Source organism: Arthrobacter sp. DNA4 (genome assembly GCF_024362385.1).
Classification (GTDB): domain Bacteria; phylum Actinomycetota; class Actinomycetes; order Actinomycetales; family Micrococcaceae; genus Arthrobacter.
Window position 1 is genome coordinate 2448419 of the sequence record NZ_CP101466.1, and the last position, 14766, is coordinate 2463184.

General features: G+C 66.0%; 13 protein-coding genes and 1 pseudogene. 4 read left to right on the forward strand and 10 right to left on the reverse strand.

The features are described 5' to 3' along the window. The gene (gene dnaJ / locus NMQ03_RS11255) at positions 1-1128 is read right to left on the reverse strand and encodes a molecular chaperone DnaJ (protein WP_255172284.1); all 1128 of its coding nucleotides are present in this window, start codon (positions 1126-1128) and stop codon (positions 1-3) included. 88 nt (positions 1129-1216) lie between these two features. Further along, positions 1217-2230, reverse strand: coding sequence for a heat-inducible transcriptional repressor HrcA (gene hrcA, locus NMQ03_RS11260; RefSeq protein ID WP_255172285.1), 1014 nt, complete (start codon positions 2228-2230; stop codon positions 1217-1219). Positions 2231-2401: 171 nt separating this feature from the next. Between hrcA and NMQ03_RS11265 the strand changes: the two genes are divergently transcribed. Both NMQ03_RS11265 and NMQ03_RS11270 read left to right on the forward strand, forming a co-directional pair. Further along, entirely contained in the window at positions 2402-3253 is an 852-nt protein-coding gene (locus NMQ03_RS11265; RefSeq protein ID WP_255172286.1) for a DUF3097 domain-containing protein, read from the forward strand. A gap of 119 nt (positions 3254-3372) precedes the next feature. Beyond that, the gene (locus tag NMQ03_RS11270; RefSeq protein WP_141941485.1) at positions 3373-3783 is read left to right on the forward strand and encodes a DUF4870 domain-containing protein; all 411 of its coding nucleotides are present in this window, start codon (positions 3373-3375) and stop codon (positions 3781-3783) included. 59 nt (positions 3784-3842) lie between these two features. Here the strand turns inward: NMQ03_RS11270 and hemW are convergent. Both hemW and lepA read right to left on the reverse strand, forming a co-directional pair. Continuing rightward, positions 3843-5067, reverse strand: a pseudogene (hemW, locus tag NMQ03_RS11275) (radical SAM family heme chaperone HemW). Between the two features lie 25 nt (positions 5068-5092). Then, on the reverse strand, positions 5093-6949 hold the full coding sequence (gene lepA, locus NMQ03_RS11280) for a translation elongation factor 4 (protein WP_043454334.1): 1857 nt from the start codon (positions 6947-6949) through the stop codon (positions 5093-5095). A gap of 174 nt (positions 6950-7123) precedes the next feature. Between lepA and NMQ03_RS11285 the strand changes: the two genes are divergently transcribed. Beyond that, positions 7124-7672: a type II toxin-antitoxin system PemK/MazF family toxin gene (locus NMQ03_RS11285; protein ID WP_255172287.1), complete on the forward strand. Its 549-nt coding sequence runs from the start codon at positions 7124-7126 to the stop codon at positions 7670-7672. A 169-nt stretch (positions 7673-7841) separates the two neighbouring features. After that, entirely contained in the window at positions 7842-8102 is a 261-nt protein-coding gene (rpsT, locus tag NMQ03_RS11290) for a 30S ribosomal protein S20 (RefSeq protein ID WP_018761400.1), read from the forward strand. Positions 8103-8268: 166 nt separating this feature from the next. Here the strand turns inward: rpsT and holA are convergent, their stop codons facing one another. The 6 genes from holA to NMQ03_RS11320 all read right to left on the reverse strand — a co-directional run bounded on the left by holA (position 8269) and on the right by NMQ03_RS11320 (position 14709). Then, a complete protein-coding gene (gene holA, locus NMQ03_RS11295; RefSeq protein ID WP_255172288.1) occupies positions 8269-9285 on the reverse strand; it encodes a DNA polymerase III subunit delta in 1017 nt (338 codons plus the stop codon). Then, on the reverse strand, positions 9219-11078 hold the full coding sequence (locus NMQ03_RS11300) for a ComEC/Rec2 family competence protein (RefSeq protein ID WP_255172289.1): 1860 nt from the start codon (positions 11076-11078) through the stop codon (positions 9219-9221). The genes holA and NMQ03_RS11300 overlap by 67 nt, the downstream gene beginning before the upstream one ends. Before the next feature lie 346 nt (positions 11079-11424). Then, positions 11425-12279 (reverse strand): helix-hairpin-helix domain-containing protein, encoded by an 855-nt coding sequence (locus NMQ03_RS11305; RefSeq protein WP_255172290.1) that lies wholly within the window; start codon positions 12277-12279, stop codon positions 11425-11427. A 655-nt stretch (positions 12280-12934) separates the two neighbouring features. Continuing rightward, on the reverse strand, positions 12935-13246 hold the full coding sequence (locus NMQ03_RS11310; protein WP_255172291.1) for a hypothetical protein: 312 nt from the start codon (positions 13244-13246) through the stop codon (positions 12935-12937). Positions 13247-13255: 9 nt separating this feature from the next. After that, positions 13256-13858, reverse strand: a complete 603-nt coding sequence (locus tag NMQ03_RS11315) for a hypothetical protein (RefSeq protein WP_255172292.1) — start codon at positions 13856-13858, stop codon at positions 13256-13258. A 509-nt stretch (positions 13859-14367) separates the two neighbouring features. Beyond that, positions 14368-14709: a hypothetical protein gene (locus NMQ03_RS11320; RefSeq protein ID WP_255172293.1), complete on the reverse strand. Its 342-nt coding sequence runs from the start codon at positions 14707-14709 to the stop codon at positions 14368-14370. Positions 14710-14766: the final 57 nt, after the last annotated feature.

The window sequence follows — 14766 nt, forward strand, 5'->3', positions numbered from 1 at the left end:
CTACAGGTTACCGAGCCGGTCCCGAAGCTTGGCGAACATGCCGCCGCTGGCGGCGAGCTTGCCCTCGGTGAGCTGTTCGCCGCGGAGCTTGGCGAGCTGCCGGAGGAGGTCCTCCTGTGCCGGGTCGAGCTTGGCCGGAGTGTCCACCTGGAGGTGGACCTTCAGGTCCCCGCGGCCGTATCCCCTCAGGTGCGTGACACCCAGGCCACGCAGGGTGATGATCTCGCCGGACTGTGTTCCGGGCTTGACCTCGATGTCCTGCGTACCGTCGAACGTTTCCAGGCTGACGTCCGTGCCCAGTGCGGCCGCCGTCATGGGGATGTGCAGGGTGGCGTGCAGGTCATCGCCTTCCCGTACGTAGGTGGCGTCATTGTTGACGCGGATTTCCACGTAGAGGTCACCGGTCGGTCCACCTGCAGGTCCGGCTTCGCCCTGCCCGGCGAGCTGGATCCGGGTTCCGGTGGCCACACCGGCGGGAACCTTGATGGTCAGCGCCCGCCGGCTGCGGATACGGCCCTGGCCGCTGCATTCGTTGCAGGGATCCTTGATGACCGTGCCGAAGCCTTCGCAGGTGCCGCAGGGGGCGGCCGTCATGACCTGGCCCAGGATGGAGCGCACGGCCCGCTGGACCTGGCCGCTGCCGCCGCAGATGTCGCAGCGCTCCGGGTGGGTGCCGGGCCGGCAGCAGGATCCGTCACAGGTGGGGCAGACCACGGCAGTGTCCACTTCGAGCTTCTTGTTCACGCCGAACACGGCGTCGCGAAGGTCGATCCGGACGCTGATGAGGGCGTCCTGGCCGCGGCGGACGCGGGAAGCCGGGCCGGAGGTGCCCCCGGCGCCGAAGAAGGTGTCGAAGATGTCCTGGAATGCGAAGCCCTGGCCTGCGTAACCGGCACCGCCGAAGCCGTTGTCCGTGCCGTTCTCGTTGCCCGTGGTGTCGTAGATCCTCCGCTTTTGGGGGTCGGAGAGGACCTCGTAGGCGTGAGTTACTGCCTTGAAGCGTTCTGAAGCGTCCGCACCGGGGTTTACGTCCGGGTGAAGGGTGCGGGCCAGTTTGCGGTAGGCCTTTTTGATCTCTTCGCCCGTAGCTTCGGGTGAGACTCCAAGGACGTCATAGTGGCTGCTCAAAGTTCGTATCTCTTCCTTGTTGTACTGCGTTCAGTGTGGGCGGCCCCGCTCTGTGGTCCGGTCCCGAAAAGGCTCCGGCGGCGAAGAGTCAGGGCCCCAAAATCCTGGAAAGGTAGCGGGCCACAGCCCTGACGGCGGCCATGGTGGTGGGATAGTCCATCCTGGTTGGGCCGAGGATCCCTACCTTCGCGGCGCTGTCCGGGCCGTAGCCGGTGGCCACCACGGAGGCTTCGGCAAGGCCGTCATAAGGGTTTTCCCTTCCGATACTGACGGCCACTCCCCGGTGGTCCTGGGCCATTTCGCTCAGGAGCCGCAGCATCACCACCTGCTCCTCCAGTGCCTCGAGCACGGGGCCGATGCTGAGGGGGAAATCCACGTTGGACCTGGCCAGGTTCGCCGTTCCGGCCATGACCATCCGGTCCTCCCTGGTGTTTTGTGCCAGGCCGTCCAGTCCATGCGCCAGCGCGTGCGCGGCCTGGCGCTGGCCGTGCGCAGTTCCGGCTACGACGGCGGGGAGCGCCTTGGCCAGCTGGCTTAGCGGAGTTCCGGCCAGCGCGGCAAGGAAGCGGGTACGGAGCGCGGCCAGTGCGTCGTCGCCAAGGTCCTGGCCGACGTCGATGACCCGCTGCTCCACCTTGCCGCTGTTGGCAATCAGCACCACCAGCACCTTGCGGGGGGCCAGGAGCACGAACTCGATGTGGCGCACCAGTGCCTTGCTGAGGTGCGGATACTGGACCACAGCCACCTGGTTGGTCAGCTGCGACAGCAGCCGGACGGTGCGGTCCAGGACGTCGTCGAGGTCGTCTGCGCCTTCCAGGAGGGACTGGATGGCCCGGCGCTCCGCTGCCGACAGGGGCTTGACTGCCGAGATCTGGTCGACAAAGAGCCGGTAGCCCTTGTCCGTGGGAATTCGCCCTGCACTGGTGTGCGGGGCCGTGATCAATCCCTCGTCTTCAAGGGCCGCCATGTCATTGCGGATGGTTGCGCTGGAAACGCCCAGATGATGCCGCTCGACCAGGGCCTTTGACCCGACCGGTTCGCGGGAGTGGACGTAGTCCTCCACGATGGCCCGCAGCACTTCCAGTTTGCGTGGCTCGCTCACTCTCCACCTCCATCCATGGTCCGGGGCGCATACCCCGCCAGGTGCCACCAGTGTTAGCACTCGACATGCCTAAGTGCTAACAGTCTATTATGCCTCGGCCCGTTGTTAGCATTGGTACCGCTCCGGGCGAAATTCCGGTGCGGAGGACCTAGCGCTAGGCGGATCGAATCCATGGATTACCAAAACTGGGGGCCCCGCGGCATTTCCGCCCCGGCCAAGGCGGAATTGCCCGAGGTTCCGGTGGAGCGGGGCATGGTGCTCGAGGATGTCCAGTCAGGCTGGGTCGGCGCCGTCACCCGGGTGGAAAAGTCCGGCGGCATGCACGTCGTGGCCCTGGAGGACCGCCGCGGGAAGTCCCGGTCCTTCAAGCTCGGCTTCGGTTTCCTCCTTGAGGGCCGGCCCATCCGGCTGATGCCTCCCGCCGCCCGGCCGGCAGCCGCCGGCCCCGCCGCCGGCAGGACAGCCTCAGGCTCCGTCCGGGTCTCCGGCCAGCGGGCCCAGGTCGCCAAGGCAAGCCGCATCTGGGTGGAGGGCAAGCACGACGCCGAACTGGTGGAAAAGGTCTGGGGAGACGACCTCCGGGTGGAAGGCATCGTCGTCGAACCCCTGCACGGCATTGACGACCTCGCCGCCGCAGTTGCCGCCTTCAAACCCGGTCCGGGCCGTCGCCTCGGCGTGCTCGTGGACCACCTCGTCCCTGACTCCAAGGAGTCCCGCATAGCCGACGCCGTCATGGCATCCCCCGGCGCGGCCGGAAATGTCCTGATCGTCGGCCACCCCTATGTGGACGTCTGGCAGGCGATCCGCCCCGCTGTCCTGGGCATTGACAAATGGCCGGTCGTGCCCCGCGGACAGGACTGGAAGACCGGAATCCTGAAGGCCTTTGGCTGGCCGCACGCCACCAAGGAGGATATCGGCCTGGGATGGCAGAAACTGCTGGGCGCCGTACGTACGTACGCGGACCTGGAAGCGTCCCTGCTGGGGCGGGTTGAGGAAGTCATCGACTTCCTCACCGTTCCCTGAAGGCCGGGCACCGGCCCGGGAGCCAGTATTCTTGGTAGTGCAGCGCCTTTTCCCAAGGCCGCTGCACACCGCGCCCATATATGAAGTCAGCACCACTTGCACCTCCGAAGGAACAGACTGTGGCAGAAAACGCACGTGATCACAGGGACGGCCAGGGCCGCTCCGAGTACCATGGCGTCCCCGCCAATGCGCTGCCGCTCACGGCCAGCGAAGACCGCCAATGGGCCACGCTCGCGCATTTCGGCGGGATCCTGGGGTGCGTCCCCTCGCTGCTGATCTACCTGATCTTCCGTGACCGCGGGCCATTTACCGCGCAGGAATCCAAAGAAGCGCTGAACTTCAGCCTGCCGCCCACCATCGCCGCTGTGCTGGCCAACATCCTGGTGTTCATCCCCTATGTGGGAAACATCTTCGCGGTCATCGCCACCCTGATCTGGGTGGCGCTCACCTGCTTCTCCGTGGCAGCAGGGATCCACGTCAACAAGGGCCAGCCGCACCGCTACCAGTACAACCTGCGCTGGATTAAGTAGCCGCTCAGAGCTGCGGGGCCACTGGTCCCGCGGCGCGGATCCGACGGGCGTCCGCCCAGTCAGTCGGGCAGGATACGGCGGACCACCGCGTCCGCCAGGAGCCTGCCCTTGAGCGTGAGGACCAGACGGCCCTGGAAAGCAGCGACGGGCTCCACCAGGCCGTCAGCGATCAGGGGCCACTTCGTGCCGTACTGAGCTAAGAGTGGAGACTTCAAGCCCTGACTGCAGGCGCGCCTCCAGCATTACCCGCTCCAGGTTTCTGGTCCCGGCATCCAGGGTCTCCCTGCCCGCCGCAGGCGAATGCCCCTGGGCCAGACGGTTCGCATAGGCGGACGGGTGCTTCACGTTCCACCAGCGCACCCCGCCCACGTGCGAATGTGCGCCGGGGCCGATGCCCCACCAGTCGTCGCCACGCCAGTAGGCCAGGTTGTGGCGGCACGCGTGCTCCGGGCTTCGCGCCCAGTTGCTGACCTCATACCAGCCGAGTCCGGCTTCGGTGATGAGCTGGTCGGCGAGTTCGTACTTGTCGGCGTGGTCGTCGTCGTCAATTCCCGGCACCTCGCCGCGGCGCATCTGGGCGGCCAGCTTGGTCCCGTCCTCGACAATCAGGGCGTAGGCGCTGATGTGGTCCGGCTGGTAGGAGAGGGCAGTTTCCAGGGAGTGGCGCCAGTCGTCCAGCGACTCCCCCGGTGTGCCGTAAATCAGGTCCAGGCTGACGTCCAGTCCGGCCTCCCGCGCCCACTGCACCACCTGCGGAACCCTGCTGGGCGTGTGGGTGCGGTCCAGGACCTTGAGCACGTGCGGGACGGCGGACTGCATGCCGAAGGAGACCCTGGTGAAGCCCGCATCCTTGAGGACGGCGAGGGATTCGGGGGTGACCGAATCGGGGTTGGCTTCGGTGGTGACCTCGGCGCCGTCCTCGATGCCCCACTGGTCGATGGCTGCGCGAAGGATCAGGCCGAGGTCATCTGCCGGCAGCAGGGTGGGCGTGCCGCCCCCGAAAAAGACCGTGCTGAGCTTGCGCTGCGGCAGCCCGGAACGTGCCATCACGGTGCTTACCAGGGACACTTCCGACACGGCGGTTTTGGCGTAGGCATCCTGTGAGGCGCCGCCGCCCAGTTCCGTGGCGGTGTAGGTGTTGAAGTCGCAGTACCCGCAGCGCACGGCGCAGAACGGGATGTGGACGTACAGGCCAAAGGCCCGGGCCGCCGCACCGTCCGCTGCCTGTGGAGGCAGCAGACCGTCCGACGGCGCCGGGTCGCCGAGGGGAAGGACGCTGGGCATCAGCGGGTCCCCGCCTGCGCGGTGGTCACTTCTTCTTGGCCTTGTCCTTTGATTCGTCGGTGGTGAGGGCGGCGATGAACGCTTCCTGCGGAACCTCCACCGTTCCCACCATTTTCATGCGCTTCTTGCCTTCTTTTTGCTTCTCCAGCAGCTTGCGCTTTCGTGAGATGTCACCGCCGTAGCACTTGGCAAGCACGTCCTTGCGGATGGCCCGGATGCTTTCGCGGGCGATGATCCTGGAGCCGATGGCCGCCTGGATGGGCACCTCGAACTGCTGCCGCGGGATGAGTTCGCGGAGCTTTCCGGTCATCATCACGCCGTAGGCGTAGGCCTTGTCCCGGTGGGTGATGGCACTGAAGGCGTCCACTTGTTCGCCCTGGAGCATGATGTCGACCTTCACGAGGTCGGCAACCTGCTCGCCGTCGGCCTTCCAGTCCAGGGAGCCGTAGCCACGCGTTTTTGACTTCAGGATGTCGAAGAAGTCGAAGACGATTTCCGCCAGCGGCAGCCGGTAACGGATTTCCACCCGGTCCTCGGAGAGGTAGTCCATGCCGCCCATCACGCCTCGGCGTGACTGGCACAGCTCCATGATGGCGCCGACGAACTCGTTGGGGGCGAGGATGGTCGCGGAGACCATCGGTTCGCGCACCTCGGCGATCTTGCCCGTGGGGTATTCGCTGGGGTTGGTCACGCGGACCACCTTCTTGTCCTCCAGGGTCACCTCGTATTCCACGTTGGGTGCCGTGGAGATCAGGTCAAGGTTGTATTCGCGCTCCAGGCGTTCGCGGGTGATCTCAAGGTGCAGCAGGCCCAGGAAGCCCACACGGAAGCCGAAGCCCAGCGCAGCAGAGGTCTCCGGTTCGTACACCAGCGCGGCGTCGTTGAGCATGAGCTTTTCGAGGGCGTCGCGCAGTACCGGGTAGTCGGCTCCGTCCAGGGGGTACAGGCCGGAGAACACCATGGGTTTGGCATCGGCGTAGCCGGGCAGCGACTCGGCGGCCGGCTTGGCCAGGTTGGTGACGGTATCGCCGACCTTGGACTGGCGGACGTCTTTCACACCGGTGATCAGGTAGCCCACTTCGCCAACGCCCAAGCCCTTGGAGGGTGTGGGTTCCGGGGAGCTGACGCCGATTTCCAGGAGTTCGTGCGAGGCCCTGGTGGACATCATCTGGATGCGTTCACGCGGGTGGAGCATCCCGTCCACCACGCGCACGTAGGTGACCACGCCGCGGTAGGTGTCGTAGACCGAGTCGAAGATCATGGCACGGGCCGGCGCATCGGGGTCGCCCTTCGGCGCCGGCAGGTCGCGGACGATCTTGTCCAGGAGGGCTTCCACGCCAACGCCGGTTTTGCCGGACACCCGCAGGACATCCTCAGGATCGCCGCCGATCAGGCTGGCCAGCTCGGCTGCGTACTTTTCAGGCTGCGCCGCCGGCAGGTCGATCTTGTTCAGGACCGGGATGATGGCGAGGTTGTTTTCCATGGCCAGGTACAGGTTCGCGAGCGTCTGGGCCTCAATGCCCTGGGCTGCGTCCACCAGCAGGATTGCGCCCTCGCAAGCCGCCAGTGACCTGGAGACCTCGTAGGTGAAGTCCACGTGTCCCGGGGTGTCGATCATGTTCAGCGCGTAACTGACACCGTCCACCTCCCACGGCATGCGGACGGCCTGGGACTTGATGGTGATGCCGCGTTCGCGCTCGATGTCCATCCGGTCCAGGTACTGGGCCTTCATGTCGCGCGCCTGGACCACCCCGGTGGACTGCAGCATACGGTCAGCCAGGGTGGACTTGCCGTGGTCGATATGCGCGATGATGCAAAAGTTCCGAATAATTGCCGGATCTGTCGCGGCGGGCACCGGTGCGGTGCGGGCCATGGGAGACACGCAGGGTCCTTACTGTTGGCTTTTCTGCAGCCATCCGCCAGGCACGCGAAAAGGCGCCTGCGGTCCAGCCGCACATCTTTAACGTCCAGTGTCCCACGTCTGCGACCCCGCCACCGCATCCTGGCTCGCCCGTGCACGCTGTTTCAACGCCAGCCCCGCCGATAGGCTGTCGGGATGGCCATTGATCTCCGCTCCCTGGGAAACGCCGTCCGCCGCGGCCTGCGTATGCTGCAGAAACGGCCCGTGGCCCCACGGCCGGTCCAGGACCAGCGCCCGGGCGGCAATCGGCGCGCCGCCGGCGAAGGTGTCCCTGCCGAAGCGGCGGCCTATCCCGGCGATTACCGCGGCCGCGCCTCCGTCCGTTACGCCCCGCAGCCCGACGGCGATCCCGATCCGGGCGAGGTGGTGTGGGCCTGGGTGCCCTATGAGGAGGATCACGGCAAGGGGAAGGACCGGCCGGTGCTGCTGGTGGGGCACAACGGCCCTTTCCTCCTGGGGCTGATGCTGACCAGCAAGGACAGGGTTCCTGCCGGGACGTCGTCCGCGGACTACGTGGATCTCGGCTCCGGGGGTTGGGACAACCAGGGCAGGGCAAGTGAGGTGCGGCTGGACCGTATCCTGCAGATCCGTCCGGACAGCATCCGGCGCGAAGGCGCGGTATTGGACAAGGCGCGCTTTGAACAGGTGGCGTCCGGGCTTCGGCGGCGACACGGCTGGGCCTGACCCGCTGAAATGGCCAGAGCCGCCGCTGACCTGCTAATCTTTATTGCTGTGTGTCCGTGCAGGTCGACGGTCACTGATGGTTGGCCGCCATAGGTATCCCCACGCCGCTCAGTCAAGGCCAGCCTGAAAGCCCTCTAGACCATTTCCGCATTACAAAGAGAGTTCACACGTGGCGAATATCAAGTCCCAGAAGAAGCGCATCCTGACCAACGAGAAGGCCCGCCTGCGCAACAACGCAGTCAAGTCTGAGCTGAAGACGGCCATCCGCGCCGTCAACACCGCTGTTGAGTCCGCTGACAAGGAAGCTGCTACTACTGCGCTCGTTTCTGCCAGCCGTAAGCTGGACAAGGCTGTCAGCAAGGGTGTTCTGCACAAGAACAACGCAGCGAACCGTAAGTCGGCGATCTCCAAGAAGGTCAACGCACTCTAAGGTTTCCAGTTCCCATGAACTGATGGTGTGGCCGGTACCCTCGGGTACCGGCCACACGCTTTTAAGCGGCCAGTCCGGCGAGCCGCGGCAGCACGCCGTCGAATGCCACCGGGACCGTGCCGAGCCGGATGCGAAGAGCGTCCGGGCCTGTTGGGCGCTGCGGGGGCTATCTGCCCTGGACGGACATGGCAATCACGGTGACGGCGTGCTCCACGGCGTACACCGGATCCCTGGACAAGCCCTTGACCTGCGCATCGGCTTCCGCCGTGGCCTGGATGGACCGCACCAGGCCTTCAGGGGTCCAGCGCCGTACGTCGCGCTGCGCCTGCTCCACCAGCCAGGGCTGCATGCCCAATTCCGCAGCGATCTGCGCGGACGGGCCGGAGGCGCCTGCCACCCGTGCGACCGTCCGCAGCTTCGAGGCGAGTGCAGCCACCAGCGGTACCGGGTCAGCGCCGGTGGCGAGGGCGTGGCGCAGCGTCGACAGTGCAAGGGGGGCATTTCCGGCCATGGCCGCGTCGGCCACCTTGAACGCGGTGGCTTCGACCCGTCCGCCGTAATACTTGTCGACGGTGTCAGTGGTGACCGTGCTTCCCGCGTCGGCGATCAGCTGGGCGCAGGCGGCAGCGAGCTCTGACAGGTCTGCTCCCACGGCATTCACCAGGGCCTGCACGGCGTCCTGGTTGATCCGGCGTCCGGCCGCCTTGAACTCCGCGGTGACGAACTGGACCTTGTCCGCGTCCTTCTTCAGCGGCTGGCACTCTACTACCGGCCAGCCCCCTTTCCTGACGGCATCGAGGAGCTTTTTGCCGCGGACCCCGCCTGCGTGGCGCAGCACGACGACGGCGTCCTCCTCCGGGTGCTGCAGGTAGCCGAGGGCATCGGCAAGGAAGGCGTCATTCATCCCTTCCACAGCCTCCACCTCGATCAGCTTGCTCTCGCCGAACAGGGATGGACTCACCTGCATGGTCAGGGTGCCGGCCTCGTAGCCGGTCGCGTTGATGCGGCTCACCTCCACGTCCGGTGCGGCCGCCCTGACCTGGGACCGGATCCTGTCCATCGCCCTGATTCCCAGGTACTCTTCCGGACCGCTCACCAATACGATCTGGGCCGGGGTTACGTCCCGCCAGGAGGCTGTGTTGGACGCTTGGGAGCGGGGTGCCCGCTTTTGCGCAGCGGCCATCGGCAGTTCCTTCCGGAGGTTTTATTGCAGTATCCCAGCCTGCCACGTCTGTGCCCGGGGTCCAAGCTGCGGACACCGCGGAAGCGATGCATGCGCACCTCCAGCAACTCCAGGAATACGACAGTTCCTGCGTGCGCCGTCCGGACCCAGCGGATGAGGCGGAGCGGCCTGGCCGCCGCCCCGACGGCGGCCAGGGACAGGACCGACAGCAGCACCATGGACAGCATCCCGGGCACCCCTTCCGGCCATGGGAGCGCCGACCCCGGCAGCTGGGCTGCGATCCTGGCCGTAGCCGCGACGCCCCCGCTGAAGGTCCCGGCAACGGCTATCAGCGCTGCGGCGCCCCATGGCAAGACGACCACCAGGGGCACCGCTGCTGTTCCCAGCAGGGTCACGGGAGCCACCAGGGGCGAGGCGACGACATTCGCCGCCAGGGAATAGGTTGAAAACTGGGGTTGCAGGAGCACGATGACGGGCCCGCAAAGCAGCTGGGCGGACAACGGAACCGCTATCGCGGCAGCGAGCCACCGTGGGACCGCCGCGGGAATCCAGCTGATGATCCGCCGGCCTATAAGAATGATTCCCAGTGTGGCCAGGACAGAAAGCAGGAAGCCAAAACTCGTGCCAAGAGCCGGATCCGCCAACAGCAGCCCCAGTACAGCCAGGCAAAGGAAGCTCAGACCGCGCCCTGAACGTCCACCGGCCAGAGAGGCGACGCCAATGGCTCCCATCAGCGCTGCGCGCAGAACGCTGGCATCAGGCCCCACCAGGACCACGAAAAGAGCCAGGCCGCCAAGGGCAACAGCTGCGGCAGGGGCACGCGGCAGCCGGAACCACCGGCACAGCAGCAGCAACGCCCCCAGCACCAGGCTGCAGTTTGCCCCGCTGACTGCCGTCAGGTGCGTCATGCCAACCGCTTTCATGGCGTTGTTCAATCCCTCATCCAGCGCACTGGTGTCACCGGTGACCATCCCCGGGAGGAGCCCGCGGGCATCCGGTTCGAGGAAAGCCGAGGCAGAAACGAATCGGCCGCGGAGCTCCCTGGCTGACTCTTCCAGCAGTGAGCCACCCGAGGGCTTGCCTGGAGCCGTCGAAGCGGCCAGGTTTCCCGCCTCCTGCCCTCCGGGGTCTGCCGGCCGCAGCTTGCCGGCAGCCCGGAGCGTCTGCCCCGGCACCACGCCGCCCCACCCCTGCCCGCCCATCACCACGAGCCGGGCGCGGGTGCGAACCAGGATGCCACCCGTTGTCACTTCCCGCGTCCACACCGGGACCGACCACCTCCCCGCCGCCCCTCCGGGTCCGGCCAGGGCCCGCGGGTTTCCGGCTACCTCGACAATGACGACGGCCGACTTTCCGTCCACGATGGCCTCAGCGAGCGGCCCCTCGAACCGCTGGCTTGAGGTTGTCGCGGAATGGGCTGCCGCCGCGGCGGCCAGCATCAGGGAGACGCCCAATGCTGCCCGAAAGCTTCGGCCCCGGACACCGAGCCTCCATCCCGGCCCCGAAGCGCGGGCGGCGGCACGCAAGCTTCCCCTCCGTCCTCCCTTCGCGGTGAGGGCCAGGAAAAGGCCGCCAACTGCCGCAAGCGCGCAGCACACGGCGGCCAGCCACGGGGGCGGCAGCCAGAGCCCCGCCACCGAGGCAGCCCACACCGAAACTGCGGGGAGGGCAAGCCGGAGGTCCGTGCGGCGCCGCGGTCCCACATGGCCGGAGTCACTTTCCTCCCGCTCGTGGCCGCTTTCAACCAGCCGCCTGAGAGCGCGGTCCAGGCACTGCGCCCAATAACTTTTCACGTCCGCGGCTTTCAGGGGCCGGCCCTTCAGGGTCCCGACCTTCAGGGGCCCACCTTTCAAGGGCCCGCGGCGGCGTACGGGCAGACCTGGCGGTTGCAGGCGTGCCAGTCCCACCGACGGTGGGACTGCTCCGGGACGCGAACAGGATCCGGACGGTTGCGTTGTCGATGGGTGCACCCTCCGTGCGGGACCCCCGGTGTCTGGCCCCCGGCCGGGCCCCTGCACCGCCGAGTCCACGAACCGGTTCCAAGGACTCGTGGCTCCCTCTCCCCCGGCGGGGCCTCCCCGCCTTTCCGGGCCGTCGGGCCTGCCTGTGCTGCTCCTTCCGCTTGCCAACCGGGATGCCTTAGACCGTCACAAAGGGCAGCAGGGCCTCGAGCAGCTTCGGCCCGACGCCATCCACCGCGTCCAGTTCTTCGACGCTTTTGAAAGGTCCATGGTCTTTTCGCCAATCCACGATCCGCTGGGCTAGTACCGGACCGACTTTGGGAAGCGTGTCCAGCATGGCAACGTCAGCGGTGTTGAGGTTGACCTTCTCGCCCGCAGTGCTGCCTCCTGACCCCTGTGTTCCGGTAGTGTCCGCGCCGCTGCCGCCGGAGCCAGGGGCGTACGGCGGCGCGGTAGCCGGCTCGCCCTGCAGCGGGACGACGATCTTCTGGCCGTCCTCCATCACGAGTGCAAGGTTGAGCTGGTTGGCGTCGGCCTCCGGTAGTGCTCCGCCCGCAGCGGCAATGGCGTCCTCAACGCGGCTTCCCTGTTGAAGCCGTACTACTCCTGGTTTGGCCACGGCACCGGCCACATGGACCACCAGCAGGGCCGCAGGGGCGGACTCCGCGTGGTGTGGCCCGGCATCCGGTTGATCTGCTTCGGCCTCATGTGGGGTATTCCCCCTTTCCTGGGTTTCGGCGGTTGTCCCGGAACCAACGCCTGCCAACGGCAGGACTTCCGGTGCGGCAGCGGCTGCCTGCCACCAGAACCAGGCGCAGGCGGCGGCAGCGAGGGCAGCCAGCAGCAGGGCAACGCGCAACCCCACCCGCCAACGCAGCGTAGGCGCAGTACTGGACGTGCATTCCGGACCAACGGCGCCTGGAGCCCCACCTGTTTCTGCAGGCCCCCGGTACTCGAAACCGCCCAGGCCCAGGTCGTCCTCCGAAACCCCTGCCGTTGCCTCCCCCAGGGCGGCCTGCAGCCTTGCCCTCACAGGCCGCGCCTGCTGACCTGTTGCTGCAGCGTCCCGGCGTGACATAGCTCCACCCTAAGAATCCTGCCCGCTGCCCGGCAGGCGCCAAAGCCCCTATGTGGAAACTTGGGCCCCGACGCCCGATTGCCAGAAGCAATCAAGGACGACCGAAAGCAGCATAATTTCCTGATCTCCGCAGCAAACTGGTATCTGGTTGTGACATCAAGCTGCAGCCTCATCAACGGTCATGGCCCCCTGCTTCCCGGTCCAGCCCCGCCGCCGATGCCGCCAGGCCCGAATGACCTCGGCGCCGCCACGGGCCAGCAGTTGAGCCTCGAAGGCGTCCACGTGCGGGAGCAGCTAGTAGCGAAGCTACTGCTGGACTACCGAATGCACACGGTGAGTCAACGTTTCTGCGCCCGTGGCTTAGGGCTTCCAGGGAGTGATCCGGACACTGGTAAGGGCACGGTCCCCGGATGGATTCATCCTGGCTGAGGCACAGACGCTGAAGGCGTAGCGCGTCAGGGCGACGTCGATACATCCTGGCATTCGCACCGGCCAGAGCCGGGCAAAGCTGCCAGAACAGCCCGCGGTAATGCTGTGGTACTCCCCCAAGTTGTGACAGAGCGGGAGCCTGCGACGGGTCACTGCGCGCGGTTTAGCAATACGTGGCTGCTCAATACTGCGCGACCGCGGAAAGCATGACCGCGCCGGTCACCACCGCCATTGCGAGAGAGGCCAGGGTGATTGTCCAGCTGAGTACCGAGCGTTCTTTGTGATGGATAACGCTGACCAAGCCGAGCACCGCTGTGGCCGCAGCAGGGGCTATGACTGCCTGACCGAACCCGTACCAGACCCAGTTGAAGAACGGATACTCCATCATCGGCCCGAGCGTGATCCACGCGATAAGGGTCGCTACGACGGTGATGGCAGCGAAGAGCAGGCTCCAGCGCCCGGACGCTGAGCGGGGTGTAAGTGTGATGGACATTTCTTCTGCCTAGGGGTGTGGTGTAAACAGGCTGATGAAAAATGCAAGGTAGAAGTACGCCAGCTGCGCCGGTCCGGCGACCAGTGCGACGACCGAAAGCACTGAGCGCTCCCGGTAACTGAACATGGCCGCCAGTGCCAGCGCTGGTCCGGACATCGCTATTGCCGGGCTCAGGGCAGCCCATGGGCTGTACTGAAGAACCTCACCGACTGCAAGAAAGGCCGCGGCCCACCACCCGAGGGGTGTCGTGGGCAGGAACCGTGTCACTGCTCTTTCAGCCCGGAATCCCGCGAGAATACCCAGCACCGCCGCCGCAGTGAGAGCAATGGTCCCGGCGAAGATGAACACGTCGGGGGTCACGGGCATCTGTTTGCCCGGTGAGAAAGCTACCGAGGCGGCAGCCATGATCGCGGCCGAAAGAACAAGGAAAGCAAGCGCGCAGTAGCCGAACGCCGTGCGGATAAAGCGGTGCTTTCGCGCCTCGGCCGCGATCGCTGAGACGATGCTGAGAACAAAGGCACCGACGGCGACAGTAGCCCAAATGGTAAGCCCGGCGGGCGGAGGCCCCGACGGGAGAAAACAGGCCGTGAGGGCCACAATGAACAGCCCCACAGCCGTCCGGATAAGGGAGATACGCGGCACGGCACGCCCGGCTGCGTACGGGGACTGAAGCGGAACTGCCATCGGAGGCTCCAAATGTGGTGGAAATTCACCCTAAGAGGCGAACCGTGGGATGGGAAAACATTGCAGTGGACAATAAGGCCTTGTGCAGCCACATCACTGGTCGACTTCCTGCGGCCGCTTCTGAGGCTCATCGCGTCCTTAATAAAATGATTGGCTCGGCAACAAGCCCGGGATAGGGCTCAAAGACCTACCATCCCGGCAGGGTACTTCGCCGCATGATCGACGCCGATGCGGTGGGCCCGGACGCCAGTTTCATTGAGGACACCCTGGAACTGAGCCTGCTGGCCCCGGGTGTGATTTGCGGCGATAATTGGCGGTCTTTTTTCGGCGCTCAATGTCGCTGTCAGTTTCAGGAGTGGCTTGCACAGAATGTCAGAAGTGCCGTTTACTCTCTTGAACCAGCTGGCGGAGGGGCAACAGAGCCGTTGGTCACAGAATCATCCGCTGCGTTCCCGACCCCGAGAGGCATCCTGCGGTTGGTGGTGCATGTGACCAGCCGAGTAGAGACGGAAGCGGAACAGCATGACGAGGAGCATGAGGGGGCAGGCAAGCAGGCCGGTCTGCAGTGGGATCAGCTCGCTCCGGGCCACAAGGTCGAACCGGTACGCCATGATCAGCAGAAGGCCAGCGACCATCGTTGCGCCGGACATTTCCAGCGTCGGACGCCAAGCCATGCCCATGAAGCGCATCCAGGCGAGCATCGGGAGGGAGAGGCTGATCGCGATCACCAGCACCGTCAGCTCAGGCGCCTGCTGGTCCAAGTTGTTGTAGCCCAGCAAGGCAGCGGAGCCGAAGAATAGGAGGCCTAGCAGAACCGCTCCCGCGCACATCACAAG